This window comes from Martinezella multihospitum, from assembly GCF_900094585.1.
In the GTDB taxonomy this organism is placed as follows: Bacteria; Pseudomonadota; Alphaproteobacteria; order Rhizobiales; family Rhizobiaceae; genus Rhizobium; species Rhizobium multihospitium.
In genome coordinates, this window is sequence record NZ_FMAG01000009.1 from 274474 (window position 1) to 292062 (window position 17589).

Sequence of the window (17589 nt, forward strand, 5' to 3'; positions counted from 1 at the left end):
TGCTAGTCTCAATCATATGGGGATGATGGGACGCGAAATCACCTTGTCTATGCTGGGCGCCGGGCTGAAAAGACCCTGGGTGGCGCTCGCCGACCTTGTCTATCCGCCGGCCTGTCCGGGTTGCGGCGTTTCCGTTGGCGCCCATCGCGGCCTTTGTCCGGCATGCTGGTCGGGCATTCGCTTCATCGAGCGGCCCTATTGCGAAGTACTCGGCAGCCCGTTCTCCCATGATCTTGGCGCTGGCATCCTCAGCGCAGAGGCGATTGCCGATCCGCCAGTCTTCGACCGCCTGCGTTCTGCTGCCGTTCATGACGGCATCGTGCGGGATCTCGTTCTCAGCCTGAAATATCGCGATCGCACCGATCTCGCGCCGATGATGGCCGGCTGGATGCTGCGCGCCAGCGATGGCACGATTGCGGATTGCGATGCGATCATTCCGGTGCCATTGCATCGGGCACGGCTGTTTGCGCGCAAATACAATCAGGCTGCCGAGCTTGCTCGCCACATCGCCCGCCTTTCGGGCAAACCGCTGCTCGCCACAACACTCCTGCGCGTCAAACGCACCGCCCAGCAGGTGGGCCTCGGGCCCAAGGCACGGCAGGACAATGTGCGTGGTGCGTTCGCCGTCTCCGAGCATCGGGCTGCCTATATATTCGGGCGGCGCGTCGTTCTGGTCGACGACGTCTATACCACCGGCGCCACGGTTGCCGCGGCCTCGCGCGCTTTGAAGAAAGCAGGTGCGGCCGATGTCACGGTTTTGACCTTTGCAAGGGTCGTCGGCCATCTTATATGACAATCGATATAGGCTTTTCCGGAGTGGATCATGGCATCCGTCGTCATCTATACGCGTGAATTCTGCGGCTATTGCGCCCGTGCGAAATCCCTGCTCGAATCCAAGGGCGTCGATTATGTCGAGCATAACGCCACCTATTCGCCCGAGTTGCGGCAGGAAATGATCGCCAAGGCGAATGGCCGCGCGACCTTCCCGCAGATCTTCATCAACGGTGAACATGTCGGCGGCTGCGACGACATCCATGCGCTCGATCGCGCCGGCAAGCTCGATCCGATGCTGGCTGCCTGACCCATATTGACGAAGGAGAAACCGATGAGCTTCAAGGCTGCTGCCATCCAGATGTGTTCCGGTGTCGATCCGGTGAAGAACGCGGCTGACATGACGCGCCTGGTGCGTGACGCCGCTTCCAAGGGCGCTGTCTATGTGCAGACGCCGGAGATGACCGGGGCCGTGCAGAAGGATCGGCCGGGCCTGCGGGCAGTGCTGCGCGACGAGCCGAACGATATCATCGTCAAGACAGCTTCCGAGCTGGCGAAAGAGCTCGGCATCCATCTCCATATCGGCTCGACCGCCATCGCGCTCGATGACGGCAAGATCGCCAATCGTGGCTTTCTGTTCGGTCCCGACGGCAAGCTCATCAACCGCTACGACAAGATCCATATGTTCGACGTCGATCTCGACAATGGCGAGAGCTGGCGCGAAAGCGCCGTCTATCGGCCGGGTTCGGAGGCGCGCCTCGCCTCGCTGCCCTTCGCCGAGCTCGGCTTTTCCATCTGCTACGATGTGCGCTTTCCGCAGCTCTTCCGCGCCCAGGCCGTTGCCGGCGCCGAGGTGATGACGGTGCCTGCCGCCTTTACGAAGCAGACGGGCGAGGCGCACTGGGAAATCCTGCTGCGCGCCCGCGCTATCGAAAACGGCATGTTCGTCATCGCCGCTGCGCAGGCCGGCAAGCACGAGGATGGCCGCGAGACCTTCGGCCATTCGATGATCATCGATCCCTGGGGCAAGGTGCTGGCGTCCGCCGGCGGCACCGGCGAGGCTGTGGTCATCGCCGAGATCGACATTGCCGCGGTGAAATCGGCCCATGACAAGATACCGAACCTGAAGAATGCGCGTGAATTTTCGCTGGAGAAGATCGCGACGCCGACGTCTGGAGGCGTCGCTGCTTGATCCGTTATTCGCTTAGCTGTGACAATGCCCATGAGTTCGAGGGCTGGTTTTCCGAAAGTGCCGATTTCGACCGCCAGGTCGCAAGCGGCTTCCTTACCTGTCCCGTCTGCAATTCGGCTGCGATCTCCAAGCTGCTAATGGCGCCTTCTGTTTCGACCGCACGCAAGAAGGACGAGATGCAGACGGTTGCCATGGACGCCGCTCGCAAGGAGGCGATGGCTAAACTCAAGGAAGCCGTTGACGCCATCAAGGCGAATGCGGAGGATGTCGGCGTGAAATTTCCCGAAGAGGCTCGCAAGATCCACTACGGCGAAGCAGATGCGCGTGGGATCATCGGCAAGGCGACACCGGACGAGGCGCAGGCTCTTGTCGAAGAGGGCATCGAGATCGCCGCCATCCCCGTGCTGCCAGACGATATCAACTGATGCCGGCAGGCGCTGGCAAGCATCTCGCCATGTATAATTTCGGGCTGCATGTCGCGGCCTATGAAAGTGCTGCCGTCGAGGGGTTTCGCTTGCGGGAAGCGGCGAATTTCGAAGCGGCCGCCCGCGCGCATGGCTTTATCGGCCGCTCGGGCTATGCCGGTGAGCCAGATACCCCTTGCTGGGGTCAACAGGTCTTTCCGCGTTTCATCGAGGGCAGCGGCTTTCAGACGGCGCCATCGTCGCTGTCGCTCTGGGCCGATCTCGAATCGCTGATGGCATTCAGCTATAGCGGTGTGCACGCCGAGGCCTTGAAAGGCGCACGCCATTGGAACCTCAGGCAGAGCTGGCCGCCGCTTGTCCTTTGGTGGGTGGATCACAGGACCATTCCGGAATGGAAGGATGGCGTCGAGCGCCTGGAACATTTGCACGATCACGGTGCCGGCCCGGCCGCCTTCTCGTTCAAGCAGCCCTATGGGCCGGATGGTCAAACCCGTGAAATTGATCGTCTTCGCATCAAGGAGATCGTTGCTCGGAACGCTATTGGCCAGGCCGAGTTGCTGGCGCATGTCTTGACACTGAAGGTTTGAGGCGAGTTCGCTGATGTGCGATCAGCTCAAATTGGCCCGCTTCGCCAGCAGCATGTAGTTGACGTCCATATCCTTCGACAGATTCCACCGGTCCTGCAGTGGTGAATAGAAGACGCCGGTGCGGGCGATGATGTCGAGGCCGTTTGCGGCAAGCGGCTTTTCGATTTCTTCGGGGCGCACGAGCTTTTCATATTGGTGGGTGCCGCGCGGCAGCCAGCGCAGCACGTTTTCGGCCGCGAAGATGGCAAGGGCGGCTGCCTTCATGGTGCGGTTGATGGTCGCAACGAACATCAGGCCGCCCGGGCGCACCATTTTTGCACAGGTCGACAGGAAGAATTCGACGTCGGCGACATGCTCGACCACTTCCATGTTCAGCACGATATCGAAGGTTTCGCCGGCTTCGGCCAGCTGCTCGGCGGTGACGGCGCGGTAGTCGACGGGAACGCCGGAGGCTTTCGCGTGCGTCGAGGCGATGCCGATATTCTTTTCGGAAGGATCGGCGCCGATGACGGTGGCGCCCATGCGTGCCACCGGCTCGGACAGCAGGCCGCCGCCGCAGCCGATGTCGAGCACGCGCAAGCCCTCAAGCGGTCGGCTGCTCTTCGCATCGCGGTCGAAATTCTCGCAGGCGCGGTCGCGAATATAGGCAAGACGGACCGGATTGAACTTGTGAAGCGGTTTGAACTTGCCGGTCGGGCTCCACCACTCGGCCGCCATGGCGGAAAAACGGTCCACTTCGCTCTGGTCGATCGTGCTCTTTGCCGTTTCGCTCATGGTTTACTCCGTGGTTTGCGTCGTTCTGCGGTTCGGACCACCGCAAGCAATAATTTTACCTGAAGGGTGAAGTCGGACGATCGATGCGCGATGTCAAGGGCCTGCGACCTTCGATCAGCTGTGGGGTATCTCGATCGCGCGACGCGAATTGCGATGCGGAGGTTGACATGGAGGTATCTTATGGCCGATCAATCGCCGGGCTGTGAAATGGACTTTCGGAACCGGGATCGATTGCGATCGACTGGCCTGTAGAGGAGTTCCTCATGAGACCACTCCGTCTCGCGACGGTTGTCGCCATGTGTTGGTTTGCGGCCAGCCATGCAAATGCCGGGGATGGCAAGGGGTTTCGCCTGACGATCGATGGAGTCAGCGTCAGCATCAATCCCGGCGATACGCTCGAAGTCACCATGAAGGATGGCCGCAAGGTCCCGGTGGAGCTGCAGCGCAGCGAGACGGTGACCTTCACCGGCGGCAAATTCTCCTTCGATCATGACGGCAAGTTCACGGTCGCAAAGACGGATCTCGGCGACGGCGTGCAGCAATATGCACTGATGACGCCGATCGGCACGGGCATCATCGTGCAGGTCTATAAAGGTCTCAACCCTTCCAGCTATACCGATGTCGTACTCCAGCAGATGGTGCAGGAGAGCATCAATGGCGGCGCGAAAATCAGCAAGCGGGCAACCCAGCGCACATTGCCGAGCGGCACCGTGCTGAAGGGCGTGAAGGCCGAGACGACCACGGACGACGACGTCATGGAGTATGAGATCGTCGCGACCGGCCGGCCGGAAGGCGGCGTGCTCGTCGCCACGTTCCTCAACAAAGAAAATATCCCCAAGGAAGGGGGCGTTCTCGACAAGCTCTGGTCGACGTTAAAAGTGGATTTTTAGAGTAAACTTTTAGTCGCCTCTGGTGTCCGATGCTATTGCGCCTGCCCGACAAACTCGCTAAGAGACGGCCCCATTGAGATCACGCTTTTCCGGCTACCGAACCGGGAGGGCGATTTTGCATGTCGGGCTATCCGCATTCGGCCGCCCGGCGCAGGGTACTGGTAGAGGCACATGGCACGCATCGTGATGAAATTCGGCGGAACCTCCGTCGCGGATCTGGACCGTATCAAGAACGTCGCACGCCATGTGAAACGCGAGGTCGATGCCGGTCACGAGGTGGCCGTCGTCGTTTCCGCCATGTCCGGCAAGACCAACGAGCTGGTCGGCTGGGTCCAGAACATGCCGAAGGTCGCCGGCGCCGAACACTCGATCTACGATGCGCGCGAATATGACGCGATCGTTGCCTCCGGTGAGCAGGTGACTTCAGGCCTTCTGGCAATCGCGCTGCAGGCGATGGGTATCAATGCCCGTTCCTGGCAGGGTTGGCAGATCCCGATCCGCACCGACAACGCCCATGGCGCGGCGCGTATTCTCGAAATCGACGGTGGCGAGATGATCCGCCGCATGGGCGAAGGCCAGGTGGCTGTCGTCGCCGGCTTCCAGGGGCTTGGTCCGGACAATCGCATCTCCACGCTCGGTCGTGGCGGTTCCGATACGTCTGCGGTGGCGATTGCCGCTGCCGTGAAGGCCGACCGCTGCGACATCTACACGGATGTCGATGGCGTCTACACCACCGACCCGCGCATCGAGCCGAAGGCGCGCCGCCTGAAGAAGATCGCCTTCGAGGAAATGCTCGAAATGGCCTCTCTCGGCGCGAAGGTGTTGCAGGTGCGCTCGGTCGAGCTTGCCATGGTGTTCAAGGTCCGCACGTTCGTGCGCTCTTCTTTCGAGGATCCCGATGCTCCGGGCATGGGCGATCTGCTTAACCCGCCCGGAACGCTGATTTGTGACGAGGAAGAAATCGTGGAACAGGAAGTAGTCACCGGCATTGCCTATGCCAAGGATGAGGCCCAGATCTCGCTGCGTCGTCTTGCCGACCGGCCGGGTGTTTCCGCCGCGATCTTCGGGCCGCTGGCCGAAAACCACATCAATGTCGACATGATCGTCCAGAACATTTCCGAAGACGGCTCCAAGACCGATATGACCTTCACGGTCCCTTCGGGCGATGTCGAGAAGGCGCTGCGTGTTCTCGGCGAGAACAAGGAAAAGATCGGCTACGACGTCGTCCAGAGCGAATCAGGTCTGGTCAAGGTTTCGGTCATCGGCATCGGCATGCGCTCGCATGCAGGCGTGGCCGCGACCGCTTTCCGGGCACTTGCCGAAAAAGGCATCAACATCAAGGCCATTACGACGTCAGAAATCAAGATTTCCATCCTGATCGACGGTCCTTATGCAGAACTCGCAGTCAGGACTTTGCATTCCTGCTACGGTCTGGATAAGAGTTGAGTCACGACTGCTGACGACGGACCGTGACGGAGGCGAGTTTCGGCCGGCCCTGACGTGGGCAAGACGGGCATGACATCTTGATTCGGGAGCTAGTGGCGCAATGAGAGACCTATCCGGCGGTCCACGCGTTCTGCTCAAGCGGCTACGCGAATTGATGGCGGAGCCGCTGGAGCCGCAGGAGCGCCTTGACCGGATCGTCCGCCAGATTGCCAGCAACATGGTTGCCGAGGTTTGCTCGGTCTATGTGCTGCGCGCCGACGGTGTCCTTGAACTTTATGCCACCGAGGGCCTGAACAAAGAGGCTGTCCACCTTTCGCAACTGAAGATGGGGCAGGGCCTCGTCGGCACGATTGCGGCTTCCGCCCAGCCGCTCAATCTTTCGGACGCGCAATCGCATCCCGCCTTCCGCTACCTGCCGGAAACCGGCGAAGAGATTTATCATTCCTTCCTCGGCGTGCCGATCCTGCGCACCGGCCGCTCGCTCGGCGTTCTCGTCGTCCAGAACAAGGCGAGCCGCAATTATCGCGAGGAAGAGCTGGAGGCGCTCGAAACGACGGCCATGGTGTTGGCCGAGATGATCGCAACCGGCGAGCTGAAGAAGATCACCAAGCCCGGCCTGGAACTCGATCTCACGCGCTCCGTCACCATCGATGGCGACACCTACAATGAGGGCATCGGCCTCGGCTATGTCGTGCTGCACGAGCCGCGCATCGTCGTTACCAACCTTCTGAACGAGGATGCCGACAAGGAAATCGGCCGTCTCGCCGAAGCGCTCGGCTCACTGCGCATTTCGATCGACGACATGCTGTCGCGCCGCGACGTATCGATGGAGGGCGAGCATCGCGAGGTGCTCGAAACCTATCGCATGTTCGCGCACGACCAGGGGTGGGTGCGCAAGCTCGAGGAAGCCGTCCGCAACGGCCTGACCGCGGAAGCCGCGGTCGAAAAAGTGCAGAGCGATACGAAGGCGCGCATGATGCGCCTGACCGATCCCTATCTGCGCGAGCGCATGCATGATTTCGAAGATCTGGCGAACCGGCTACTTCGGCAGCTCATCGGCCATTCGGGCCGCACCAGCGCCGAAGGTTTCCCGAGCGATGCCATCATCTTTGCGCGCGCCATGGGTGCGGCAGAGCTGCTCGACTATCCGCGTTCCAATATTCGCGGCCTTGTGCTGGAAGAAGGCGCGGTCACGAGCCACGTCGTCATCGTGGCGCGTGCCATGGGCATTCCGGTCGTCGGACAGGCGGTAGGCGTTGTTGCGCTGGCGGAAAACGGCGATCCTGTTATCATCGATGGCGATGGCGGTCACGTGCATCTGCGGCCGATGGCCGATCATCAACGCTCCTATGAAGAGAAGGTGCGGTTCCGCGCCCGTCGGCAGGAGCAATTCCGTGCGTTGCGCTCCGTCGAGCCGGTGACCAAGGACGGGCAGCGCATTTCTCTGCTGATGAATGCCGGCCTTTTGGTCGATCTGCCGCAGCTCTCCGAATCCGGCGCCGAGGGTATCGGCCTGTTCCGCACCGAGCTGCAGTTCATGATCGCCTCGACCATGCCGAAGGCGGAAGAGCAGGAAGTCTTCTATCGCAATGTCATGAAGCAGGCGGGTGGCCGCGTTATCACCTTCCGCACGCTCGATATCGGCGGCGACAAGGTCGTACCCTATTTCCGTGCGCATGAGGAAGAGAATCCGGCGCTCGGCTGGCGCGCCATCCGTCTCTCGCTCGACCGTCCGGGTCTGTTGCGCACGCAGCTGAGAGCCATGCTCAAGGCTGCAGCCGACACCGAATTGAAGATGATGGTGCCGATGGTCACGGAAGTCTCCGAGATCAGGGCGGTGCGCGAACTCCTGCAGAAGGAAGTGCAGCACCTCTCGCGCTTCGGGCATAGCCTGCCGCGCAAGCTGCAGTTCGGCGCCATGCTTGAGGTGCCGGCGCTCCTGTGGCAGCTGGATGAGCTGATGGCGGAAGTCGATTTTGTCTCGGTCGGCTCCAACGACCTGTTCCAGTTCTCGATGGCGGTCGATCGTGGCAATGCCCGCGTTTCGGATCGCTTCGATCCGCTCGAGCGGCCGTTCCTGCGTATCCTGCGCGATATTGTGCGCGCCGGCGAACGCAACAAGACGCCGGTGACGCTTTGCGGCGAACTGGCCGGTAAAACGATTTCGGCCATGGCCCTGCTCGGCATCGGTTTCCGCTCGGTTTCGATGTCGCCGGCCTCGATCGGGCCGGTCAAGGCAATGCTGCTCGGGCTCGATCTCAAGGCCTTATCCGAGGTGATGGAGGCTGCGCTGGACGACAAGCAGCCGACGAGCTCCATGCGGGATATCCTTGTGCGCTTCGCCGAGAGCCACAATATTCCGCTTTAGCGCGTGATCCTGAAAAACACGAAGCGGTTTGCAGGCGGGATCATGCGCATCACAACATCAAAGCAGAGATAATAAGAAGAATTGGAGTAGAGGGTGGCGAAGCTCCCCGTTGAAAAAATGCGCGAATTGGAACGCCGCTTCGGCGAGATCGAGGCGCGCATGTCTGCCGGTCCGGCAGCAGATGTCTATGTGAAGCTTGCGTCCGAATATTCCGAACTGCAGCCGGTCGTGACCAAGATCCGCGACTATGAACGCGTGCTCGCTGAGGCCGCCGATCTCGAAACCATGCTCTCCGACAAATCCGTCGATCGCGAGATGCGCGATCTTGCCGAAATGGAGCTGCCCGAAGTCAAGGAGCGGATCGAGACGCTGGAAAAGGATATCCAGATCGAGCTCCTGCCGAAGGATGCGGCCGACGAGAAGAGCGCGATCCTCGAAATCCGCGCCGGCACCGGCGGCTCCGAAGCGGCGCTTTTCGCCGGCGATCTTTTCCGTATGTATGAGCGTTTTGCCGCCAGCAACGGCTGGAAGGTGGAGGTACTTTCCGCCAGCGACGGCGAAGCGGGCGGCTTCAAGGAAATCATCGCCACCATCAGCGGCAAGGGCGTGTTTTCCCGGTTGAAGTTCGAATCCGGCGTCCATCGTGTGCAGCGCGTGCCGGAAACCGAAGCCAGCGGGCGTATCCACACTTCGGCGGCGACTGTCGCCGTGCTGCCGGAAGCCGAGGAAATCGATATCGAGATCCGGCCCGAGGATATCCGCATCGACACCATGCGCTCTTCGGGTGCCGGCGGCCAGCACGTCAATACGACGGACTCTGCCGTTCGCATCACGCATCTTCCCTCCGGCATCGTCGTCACGAGTTCGGAAAAGTCGCAGCACCAGAACCGTGCCAAGGCCATGCAGGTGTTGCGTTCGCGCCTGTTCGACATGGAGCGCCAGCGCGCCGACAGCGAGCGGTCCGCCGACCGCAAGAGCCAGGTCGGCTCAGGCGATCGTTCGGAGCGCATCCGTACATACAATTTCCCGCAGGGGCGCGTCACCGATCACCGCATCAACCTAACGCTCTACAAGCTTGACCGGATGATGGTCGGCGAGATCGATGAGGTGGTCGATGCGCTCCTGGCGGATTACCAGGCGAGCCAGCTCGCCCAGCTCGGCGAACAGGCATGAGCGGCGGGCAGGAGGCCACCATATCCGGACTCCTGCAGGAGGTGCGCGCCCGCTTTGCCGAGGCTGATCTCGACGACCCCGCAACAGAGGCCCGCATCCTCGTCGGCGGCCTTCTGCATCTTTCCGCCACCGAGCTTGTGATGCGGGGGTCCGAAGCGGTATCTCCTGATGATGCGGCGGCCGCGCAAGCGGCAATTGCCCGCCGGCTCAACCATGAGCCCGTCCACCGCATCCTCGGCGAGCGGGAGTTTTACGGACTCTCCCTAAGGCTATCGGCGGCAACGCTCGAACCGCGCCCGGATACGGAAATTCTCGTCGATACGATGCTGCCGCATATGCGCCGCCTTGAATCCCGGTTCGACAGTATCCACATATTGGATCTAGGAACGGGAACCGGGGCCATTTGTTTGGCGCTTCTCCACGAATGTCCGAAAGCAACGGGCGTAGGTTCCGATATTTCCAGCGAGGCGCTGGAAACCGCTCGCGGGAACGCTGAGCGAAATGGCCTGGCGGCGCGGTTTGGTACTGCGCAAGGAAGCTGGTTTGAAGCCATCCACGAATGTTTTCACGTGATTGTCTCAAATCCGCCCTATATTGCGTCCAGTGTCATTTCCACTCTCGCTCCAGAAGTAAAGGATTTCGATCCTCCCGCGGCCCTTGACGGGGGCCTTGATGGGCTGGATGCATACAGGGCGATCGCAAAGGATGCGGCTCGATTTCTATATCCGAATGGTATGATTGGTGTGGAGATCGGCTACGATCAGCGTGAAACGGTGACTTCGATTTTTGAAGGAGCAGGATTTTCCCTTGTTGAGGCGGTTCGTGACTACGGCCAGAACGACCGGGTTCTTGTGTTTGAATTTCAACATTAACGCGACGTTTTGCAGCGGATTTGTGGGACCCTGTTGTTATCGCAAAGAAAAAGCTTGGATTTCCTGAGGAAGCAATATAGGTTGCGCTCACGCGTTGGGCGGCTGGGAATGAACGAGACGATTCGTTTATCTTGGACAGCCTCGGGGATCCGCTCTTTGGTAAGAGTGTCAAAGGTTGAAGATAACCCAATGCGTGATCAGTTAATCTGACGTAGTCGAGCGGCAGACCGGCGCTAAAGCGCAGTTTGCTTGCGGCACGAAAGCCCTGGTTTGGAAGTGTCCGAACCGCGGCGGCAGGTGTCGTGTATGATTTTATCCCAACGAAGAGAATTCAGGTGAAGGATCTATGAGGCCAGGACAGCAGAACAAGCGCGGTCGGGGGCGTGGTAATAACAACAACGGCGGCGGCGGAAATAACAACAACAATTTCAACCGCAAGGGCTCGAACCCGCTGACCAGGACTTACGACAGCTCCGGTCCCGACGTGAAAATCCGCGGAACCGCACAGCATATCGCCGAGAAGTACGCAGCTTTGGCTCGCGATGCTCAAAGCTCTGGCGACCGCGTTATGGCGGAAAACTACCTGCAGCATGCCGAGCACTATAATCGGATCATTGCCAGCGCCCAGGCGCAGATGCAGGAGCGCTACCAGCGCGACGATCATCACAACTACAATGACCGCGATAATGCCGAGCGCGACATCGACGATATGGATGCGCAGGAGATCGACGATCAGCCGCAGATGGCTCAGCCTCACGTTCGCCAGCAGCAGGCTGCTCCAGCCGTTGCTGCCGCTCCGGCAAGCGAGCCCGAAGTCATCAACGGCACCGGCCCGCAGCCGGTGATTGAAGGGATTCCGGCCGAGGTCGCGATCGAAGAGGAAACTCCGGCAGTCGCCGCCACCGAGCGCCAGCCGCGCCGCCGCAGCGCCGGCGGTAACCGCCCGCGCCGCCAGCCGCGCCGCAGCGCTGCCGCTGGTGACGGAGAAGGTGAAGGCGACGCCGCTTCGGGTGAAGCTCCGGCCTTGGCTGACGCTACCTCCGAATAAGACTTCTGCGCCGTCTGGCGCAGGTGGTCAGACTATTGAAACGGCAACGGCAATGCTGCACGCACCGCCGTTGCCGTTTTAGTTTCATAGATGCGGTGACAATTTCAACGATCTCATAATTCATTTCATGGATGGCGGCGGCGAGCTGCTGGATTGCCGGGAGAGGATTTTCCATGCTTTCGACCGCTGCGGCCGATTGCCGTTTCTGCCAGGGGAACGGCCTGCTTGCCGACGAGCCTCTGGGCGGCAATCGCTTCTTTTATATGCTCGGCAGCATCGACCCGGACATGCCGCACGCGGTGATGATCATCCTGCGCCGGCATGTGGAAGATCCTTTCGAAATCCGACCCGAGGAATGGGCGGAGCTTGGCGAGATGCTCGTCATGGCAAAGGCTTATCTGGCATCGAGCGGCCCGGATGGATTTACTCTTGGCTGGAATGTCGGTGCGGCTGCGGGTCAGCATGTGTTTCACGTCCATCTGCACGTGGTTGCCCGCTTCGCCGGCGAGCGCAACGCAGGCAAAGGAATTCGCGCCGTCATTCGAGGATGATGGCGGGCAAAATCTCACGCTTTTTTCGCATTTTGCACCCTTTAAACTCTCCAGATATCCTCCCATATTCTCCTCAGTTGCTTGGCCGCAAATCTCAATGGCGGTTAGGCGGGCCTGCCTCTTGAGGGGGCTCAATCTCAATCATCGGTCTGTGCCGGTCTGGGCAGGGCGATTCATGGAGGTATCATATGAATATTGAAAAATACTCCGAGCGGGTGCGCGGTTTCCTGCAATCCGCCCAAACCTATGCGCTTGCGCAGGGTAATCAGCAATTTGCGCCTGAACATGTGCTGAAGGTGCTTCTCGACGACGATCAGGGCATGGCTGCCTCGTTGATCGAGCGTGCCGGCGGTGACGCCAAGGCTGCCCGCCTTGCCAACGATGCCGCACTTGCCAAGCTGCCGAAGGTTTCCGGTGGCGACGGTCAGGTCTATCTCTCGCAGCCGCTCGCCAAGGTCTTTGCCACTGCCGAAGATGCCGCGAAGAAGGCTGGCGACAGTTTCGTCACCGTCGAGCGCCTCTTGCAGGCTTTGGCGATCGAACCCACGGCTTCGACCTCGGCAACCCTGAAGAATGCCGGCGTGACGCCCGTTGCACTCAATCAGGTCATCAACGATATCCGTAAGGGCCGTACGGCCGACTCCGCAAACGCGGAGCAGGGCTTCGATTCCCTGAAGAAATATGCCCGTGACCTCACTGCCGAGGCTCGCGAAGGCAAGCTCGACCCTGTTATTGGCCGCGACGACGAAATTCGCCGCACGATCCAGGTCCTGTCCCGCCGCACCAAGAACAATCCGGTTCTCATTGGCGAGCCCGGCGTCGGCAAGACGGCGATCGTCGAAGGCCTGGCGCTCCGCATCGTCAATGGCGACGTGCCGGAATCGCTGAAGGACAAGAAGCTGATGGCGCTCGACATGGGTGCCTTGATTGCCGGCGCGAAATTCCGCGGCGAATTCGAAGAGCGGCTGAAGGCCGTGCTCAACGAAGTGCAGTCGGAAAACGGCGAGATCATCCTGTTCATCGACGAGATGCACACGCTGGTCGGTGCCGGCAAGGCCGACGGCGCCATGGATGCGTCCAACCTCCTGAAGCCGGCGCTTGCACGCGGCGAACTGCACTGCGTCGGCGCGACCACGCTCGATGAATATCGCAAACATGTCGAGAAGGATCCGGCCCTTGCCCGCCGCTTTCAGCCCGTCATGGTCGAGGAACCGACGGTCGAAGACACGATCTCGATCCTGCGCGGCCTGAAGGAAAAGTATGAGCAGCATCACAAAGTGCGCATCGCCGATGCCGCGCTGGTGGCTGCCGCGACCTTGTCGAACCGCTACATCACCGACCGCTTCCTGCCGGACAAGGCCATCGATCTGATGGACGAGGCCGCAGCGCGCTTGCGCATGCAGGTGGATTCCAAGCCGGAAGAACTCGACGAACTCGATCGTCGCATCATCCAGCTGAAGATCGAACGCGAAGCGCTGAAGAAGGAAACCGATCAAGCCTCCGCCGACCGGCTGAAGCGGCTGGAGACGGATCTTGCTTCGCTGGAAGAGGAAGCCGATGCGCTGACCGCCCGTTGGCAGGCTGAAAAGCAGAAGCTCGGTCTCGCTGCCGATCTGAAGAAGCAGCTCGATGATGCCCGCAACGAACTTGCCATTGCCCAGCGCAAGGGGGAATTCCAGCGTGCAGGCGAGCTTGCCTATGGCGTGATCCCCAATCTGGAGAAAGAGCTTCACGCCGCGGAAGAGCAGGATAGTGCCCGCGATTCCATGGTGCAGGAAGTCGTCACCGCCGACAACATCGCCCAGGTGGTTTCCCGCTGGACCGGGATCCCCGTGGACAAGATGCTGGAAGGCGAGCGCGACAAGCTGCTCAGGATGGAAGACGAGCTGGCAAAGTGGGTCGTCGGTCAGGGGGACGCCGTTCAGGCTGTCTCGCGCGCCGTTCGCCGCTCGCGTGCCGGCCTGCAGGATCCGAACCGGCCGATCGGCTCGTTCATCTTCCTCGGCCCGACCGGCGTCGGCAAGACGGAACTGACCAAGGCGCTTGCCCGCTTCCTCTTCGACGACGATACCGCGATGGTGCGCATCGACATGTCGGAATACATGGAGAAGCACTCCGTGGCCCGGCTGATCGGCGCTCCTCCCGGCTATGTCGGCTATGAGGAAGGTGGTGCGCTCACCGAAGCCGTCCGCCGCCGGCCCTATCAGGTCGTGCTGTTCGATGAGATCGAGAAAGCGCATCCCGATGTCTTCAACATCCTGCTCCAGGTTCTGGATGACGGGCGGTTGACGGACGGGCAAGGCCGCACGGTCGACTTCCGCAACACGATGATCATCATGACCTCCAACCTGGGCGCCGAATATCTGACCCAGTTGAAGGACGGCGATGATAGCGATCTGGTGCGCGAGCAGGTGATGGATGTGGTCCGGTCGCATTTCCGGCCGGAATTCCTGAACCGTATCGACGAGATCATCCTGTTCCACCGCCTGAAGCGCGATGAGATGGGCGCGATCGTCGATATCCAGCTGGAGCGGTTGCTGAAGCTGCTGTCGGAACGCAAGATCACGCTCGAGCTCGACGACGACGCCCGCCATTGGCTTGCCAACAAAGGGTACGATCCGGTCTACGGTGCAAGGCCGCTGAAGCGGGTGATCCAGAAATATGTCCAGGATCCGCTCGCCGAGCAGATCCTGTCCGGGCAGATTCCGGATGGCTCGCTCGTCAAGGTCACCAGCGGTTCGGATCGGCTGTTGTTCCGTGCAAAGCACGCTGTGAACGAAGCAGCCTAAGCGGCAGCTGGTCAATGAATAGGGATGGCGGTCTTCGGGCCGCCATTTTTCTTTCAGGCCGAACAGTGATGGGCGGGCAAGGCAATATCCGCGACAGCCGCTACTTGCTGGCGATCTGCTTCGACTTGTCGTCGGTGAGCAGCGTATCGATGCGCTTGCGCTCTTCCTGGAATTTGGCGAGCGCATCGCCTTCCAGCGACTTGCCGCCGGGAAGGCGGATACGCAAGGGGTCGACCTTGGTGCCGTTGACGATCAGCTCGTAGTGCAGGTGAGGGCCGGTCGCCAGGCCCGTCGAGCCGATGAAGCCGATCACCTGTCCCTGCACCACTTTCGCGCCGGGCACGACACCCTTGGCGATGGCGCTCTGGTGATTGTAGGAGGAGACGTAGCCATTGGCATGGCGGATCAGCGTCTGGTTACCGAAACCACCCGAATCCCAACCGGCTTTCTCGACGATGCCGTTGCCGGCCGCGATAATCGGCGTGCCGCGCGGGGCTGCCCAATCGACGCCGGTATGCATGCGCGCAAAACCGAGGATCGGGTGGCGACGCATGCCGAAGCCGGACTTGAAGACGCCCGTCGGAACCGGGTTGCGCAGCAGGAACTGCCGGATACTCTTGCCGTTCTCGTCGAAGTAATCGATCGAATGATCGGTCGGGTCCTCGAAGCGATAGAAGCGGGTGACGTTGTCGCCGAACCTCGCATTGACATAGAGCAGTTCGGAATCGGCCGTCGCCTGTCCCTTGTCGTCCGTCACCGAGAAGAAGGCTTCGAGCGAGTCGGTCGGCTTCAGCTGCGCCTGGAAATCGACATTGCTGGCGAGCAGCTTGACGATCTGCGCCACCATCTCCTTGGTCATGCCGTAGGAAAGGGCGGCGCGATAGATGCCGTCATAGACGCTCGGCAGGTCGCGGCCAGCCGCTACAGTTGGTAAGTCGTTGTCGAAGGCTGTGGCGATGGCATCGAGCATCGGCGGTGCACTGCCGGCGACGAATTCGCCATGGTCGTTCTGCGCGATCGTGAGCAGATGTTTCGTGCCGCGATAGATGCTGGCGCGGATGATTTTGGCCTGTTCACCCTTCTGCAGGATGCCGATGCGCAGCACGTCGCCGGCGGAGACGTCAGCCGAACCGAAGAGCGGCTGGATCTTGCCTGCGACATCATCCGCGTCGGCCTTGAGGTAACCGGATCCGGTCAACGCAACGGCAATCGACATGTTTTCGCGGACGGGAATGATGTCGTCGGCAAATTCTTCCGTCTGCGCGGTCACGGCTTCCGGAGCGGAAACGGACATGTTCTCCTCGACGATGCGGGCAGCAAGGCCCGCCGTCAGGTCGACATCGGAATCGTCATTGGCGAAACGGCGCGGGTCGACATAATAGAGCGCCGAAAGCTGGGTGTTTCCATCGGCAAGGACCGAGCCGTTGGAACGGACATTCTCTTCGACCTCATCAAGCGACATGGAGCCGGCGAGCTGGAAGGGAATATCCTTGGTGGGAAAGGCAATCGTTTTCAGGCTGACTTCGGATTCGACGTCCGATCCGTAGATGGCGCCTGTCTTGTTGGCGGGCTGCGGTATGTTTTCGTCGGCGGAAAAGATCGCCAGAGGATCGAAAGGCGGGTAGCTCTCACTGGCGATGCGATTGGTGGCGAGCGCGATCTTCACATGGGCGAAGGGCTGACGGCGCACCACTTCCTTGTCACCGTCGCGTACAACGGTCGAAACTTCGAGAATATTGCGGTCGGACGGCTTCGAGGCGATCGCGGTGGAAATCAGCCGGCTGCCGCGAGTGACCTGGTCGTCGGTGGCATTATGATTGTCGATCGTCGCATAGGCTTCCGCCGGGATCGCGAGCTGCTGGCGGCCGTCAAGTGCGGCAAACAAAGCCACGCCCATTAGGATGCTCGAGGTCAGGCCCGTCAGGAAGGTGCCGGAAAGCCAACGGAGAGACACTTCGCGCCGATCCGGCGCCCGCCGGCCATCGGCCAGGATAGGCGGCTCGTTGCCGAGCGATCGGAGCATCATCTTGTCCGTCATCATGCCGATCGTGATCCGCTTCCTTCATGCGAGCCGTAGGCTGGGGGCGAAGATGTGCATATTTATGACAGGGGTGTCAAATCAACCGGGGGTTTTTTGCGGTGATCCATGTGCTGTTTCCCATAAAATGGCAGGGTCGCTGAGGAGGATAGGGACGCAGAAATGCGGTTTGGCGGCTTGTTCTGCCATCATGCGGGCGGTCCGACGCTCTATCGGGGATATCTGCGGGTGTTTTTGCAGCTTATTTTCGAAGATTACAGCGGATGTTCACAAAACTCACATAAGAATCAATCAGTTATTTGTTTTTTGATTTTTTTCAAAATAGGCCTGTTGACTAGTTCGGGGTGGGGGGTCTATAAGCCCGATCACTGACGAGGGCGGCGGCGCTGCTGGCGACGAAGTCCTTCGCTCTAGTGTTTCCTTGATTGGCTGCGATGCTGATTGTTGGTTCTGGGCTTGGCCTGGGATTGAAGGAAGTTCTGTTTCGACTGGGTTTTTCTGGTCTGTTATTTGACAATTGAAGATGAGAAGAAAGAGAAACGTGGGCGGCGAAGCTTGCGGGACCTGAAGAGATTTGGGTCCTGGAAAGAGACTTCGACGGTTACGTTTTGAACAAGAGAATACACCTCATTATTATCGCAGTGATGCGGATGATGATGGGTGTG

General features: G+C 60.4%; 15 protein-coding genes. 13 read left to right on the top strand and 2 right to left on the bottom strand.

Annotated elements, in window-relative coordinates:
- Positions 1–16 precede the first annotated feature (16 nt).
- From GA0061103_RS29540 to GA0061103_RS29560, 5 genes are read left to right on the top strand one after another with little or no spacing between them, the layout of a single operon-like run.
- Positions 17–793, top strand: a complete 777-nt coding sequence (locus tag GA0061103_RS29540; RefSeq protein WP_092717824.1) for a ComF family protein — start codon at positions 17–19, stop codon at positions 791–793.
- Positions 794–823: 30 nt separating this feature from the next.
- On the top strand, positions 824–1081 hold the full coding sequence (gene grxC, locus GA0061103_RS29545; RefSeq protein ID WP_092717828.1) for a glutaredoxin 3: 258 nt from the start codon (positions 824–826) through the stop codon (positions 1079–1081).
- Between the two features lie 24 nt (positions 1082–1105).
- Complete coding sequence (locus GA0061103_RS29550; RefSeq protein WP_092717830.1) at positions 1106–1963, top strand: carbon-nitrogen hydrolase family protein; 858 nt, start codon at positions 1106–1108, stop codon at positions 1961–1963.
- Complete coding sequence (locus GA0061103_RS29555; RefSeq protein WP_092717833.1) at positions 1960–2388, top strand: DUF1178 family protein; 429 nt, start codon at positions 1960–1962, stop codon at positions 2386–2388. Before GA0061103_RS29550 ends, GA0061103_RS29555 begins: the two co-directional genes overlap by 4 nt.
- Positions 2388–2975 carry a DUF3291 domain-containing protein gene (locus GA0061103_RS29560; RefSeq protein WP_092717836.1) on the top strand — a complete coding sequence of 196 codons (588 nt, stop codon included), beginning with the start codon at positions 2388–2390 and terminating at the stop codon, positions 2973–2975. Before GA0061103_RS29555 ends, GA0061103_RS29560 begins: the two co-directional genes overlap by 1 nt.
- Before the next feature lie 21 nt (positions 2976–2996).
- Here GA0061103_RS29560 and ubiG read toward each other — a convergent pair whose 3' ends face one another.
- Positions 2997–3749, bottom strand: a complete 753-nt coding sequence (gene ubiG / locus GA0061103_RS29565) for a bifunctional 2-polyprenyl-6-hydroxyphenol methylase/3-demethylubiquinol 3-O-methyltransferase UbiG (protein WP_092717839.1) — start codon at positions 3747–3749, stop codon at positions 2997–2999.
- Positions 3750–4012: 263 nt separating this feature from the next.
- On the opposite strand from ubiG, the gene GA0061103_RS29570 reads away from it, so the two are divergent.
- The 8 genes from GA0061103_RS29570 to clpB all read left to right on the top strand — a co-directional run bounded on the left by GA0061103_RS29570 (position 4013) and on the right by clpB (position 14886).
- Positions 4013–4639 (top strand): hypothetical protein, encoded by a 627-nt coding sequence (locus GA0061103_RS29570; protein ID WP_092717842.1) that lies wholly within the window; start codon positions 4013–4015, stop codon positions 4637–4639.
- Between the two features lie 171 nt (positions 4640–4810).
- Positions 4811–6085, top strand: a complete 1275-nt coding sequence (locus GA0061103_RS29575) for an aspartate kinase (protein WP_092717845.1) — start codon at positions 4811–4813, stop codon at positions 6083–6085.
- A gap of 100 nt (positions 6086–6185) precedes the next feature.
- Positions 6186–8453 carry a phosphoenolpyruvate--protein phosphotransferase gene (ptsP, locus tag GA0061103_RS29580; protein WP_092717847.1) on the top strand — a complete coding sequence of 756 codons (2268 nt, stop codon included), beginning with the start codon at positions 6186–6188 and terminating at the stop codon, positions 8451–8453.
- A 93-nt stretch (positions 8454–8546) separates the two neighbouring features.
- Positions 8547–9626 carry a peptide chain release factor 1 gene (gene prfA, locus GA0061103_RS29585; RefSeq protein ID WP_047630968.1) on the top strand — a complete coding sequence of 360 codons (1080 nt, stop codon included), beginning with the start codon at positions 8547–8549 and terminating at the stop codon, positions 9624–9626.
- Positions 9623–10498 (top strand): peptide chain release factor N(5)-glutamine methyltransferase, encoded by an 876-nt coding sequence (gene prmC, locus GA0061103_RS29590; protein ID WP_092717850.1) that lies wholly within the window; start codon positions 9623–9625, stop codon positions 10496–10498. The genes prfA and prmC overlap by 4 nt, the downstream gene beginning before the upstream one ends.
- 346 nt (positions 10499–10844) lie before the next feature.
- The gene (locus GA0061103_RS29595; RefSeq protein ID WP_092717851.1) at positions 10845–11546 is read left to right on the top strand and encodes a DUF4167 domain-containing protein; all 702 of its coding nucleotides are present in this window, start codon (positions 10845–10847) and stop codon (positions 11544–11546) included.
- A gap of 173 nt (positions 11547–11719) precedes the next feature.
- On the top strand, positions 11720–12097 hold the full coding sequence (locus tag GA0061103_RS29600) for an HIT family protein (RefSeq protein ID WP_162747746.1): 378 nt from the start codon (positions 11720–11722) through the stop codon (positions 12095–12097).
- Positions 12098–12285: 188 nt separating this feature from the next.
- Complete coding sequence (gene clpB / locus GA0061103_RS29605) at positions 12286–14886, top strand: ATP-dependent chaperone ClpB (protein WP_092717858.1); 2601 nt, start codon at positions 12286–12288, stop codon at positions 14884–14886.
- A gap of 100 nt (positions 14887–14986) precedes the next feature.
- Here the strand turns inward: clpB and GA0061103_RS29610 are convergent, their stop codons facing one another.
- Positions 14987–16927 carry a M23 family metallopeptidase gene (locus GA0061103_RS29610; RefSeq protein WP_092717862.1) on the bottom strand — a complete coding sequence of 647 codons (1941 nt, stop codon included), beginning with the start codon at positions 16925–16927 and terminating at the stop codon, positions 14987–14989.
- Between the last annotated feature and the right edge of the window lie 662 nt (positions 16928–17589).

What these genes read in the sequence shown, in the direction of transcription:
- GA0061103_RS29575 (WP_092717845.1), top strand. Translation starts at nt 4,811, where the DNA reads ATGGCACGCATCGTGATGAAATTCGGCGGAACCTCCGTCGCGGATCTG.
- clpB (WP_092717858.1), top strand. Translation starts at nt 12,286, where the DNA reads ATGAATATTGAAAAATACTCCGAGCGGGTGCGCGGTTTCCTGCAATCC.
- GA0061103_RS29570 (WP_092717842.1), top strand. Translation starts at nt 4,013, where the DNA reads ATGAGACCACTCCGTCTCGCGACGGTTGTCGCCATGTGTTGGTTTGCG.
- grxC (WP_092717828.1), top strand. Translation starts at nt 824, where the DNA reads ATGGCATCCGTCGTCATCTATACGCGTGAATTCTGCGGCTATTGCGCC.
- GA0061103_RS29600 (WP_162747746.1), top strand. Translation starts at nt 11,720, where the DNA reads ATGCTTTCGACCGCTGCGGCCGATTGCCGTTTCTGCCAGGGGAACGGC.
- ptsP (WP_092717847.1), top strand. Translation starts at nt 6,186, where the DNA reads ATGAGAGACCTATCCGGCGGTCCACGCGTTCTGCTCAAGCGGCTACGC.
- prmC (WP_092717850.1), top strand. Translation starts at nt 9,623, where the DNA reads ATGAGCGGCGGGCAGGAGGCCACCATATCCGGACTCCTGCAGGAGGTG.
- GA0061103_RS29610 (WP_092717862.1), bottom strand. Translation starts at nt 16,927, where the DNA reads ATGATGACGGACAAGATGATGCTCCGATCGCTCGGCAACGAGCCGCCT.
- GA0061103_RS29560 (WP_092717836.1), top strand. Translation starts at nt 2,388, where the DNA reads ATGCCGGCAGGCGCTGGCAAGCATCTCGCCATGTATAATTTCGGGCTG.
- GA0061103_RS29550 (WP_092717830.1), top strand. Translation starts at nt 1,106, where the DNA reads ATGAGCTTCAAGGCTGCTGCCATCCAGATGTGTTCCGGTGTCGATCCG.
- GA0061103_RS29540 (WP_092717824.1), top strand. Translation starts at nt 17, where the DNA reads ATGGGGATGATGGGACGCGAAATCACCTTGTCTATGCTGGGCGCCGGG.
- GA0061103_RS29595 (WP_092717851.1), top strand. Translation starts at nt 10,845, where the DNA reads ATGAGGCCAGGACAGCAGAACAAGCGCGGTCGGGGGCGTGGTAATAAC.
- ubiG (WP_092717839.1), bottom strand. Translation starts at nt 3,749, where the DNA reads ATGAGCGAAACGGCAAAGAGCACGATCGACCAGAGCGAAGTGGACCGT.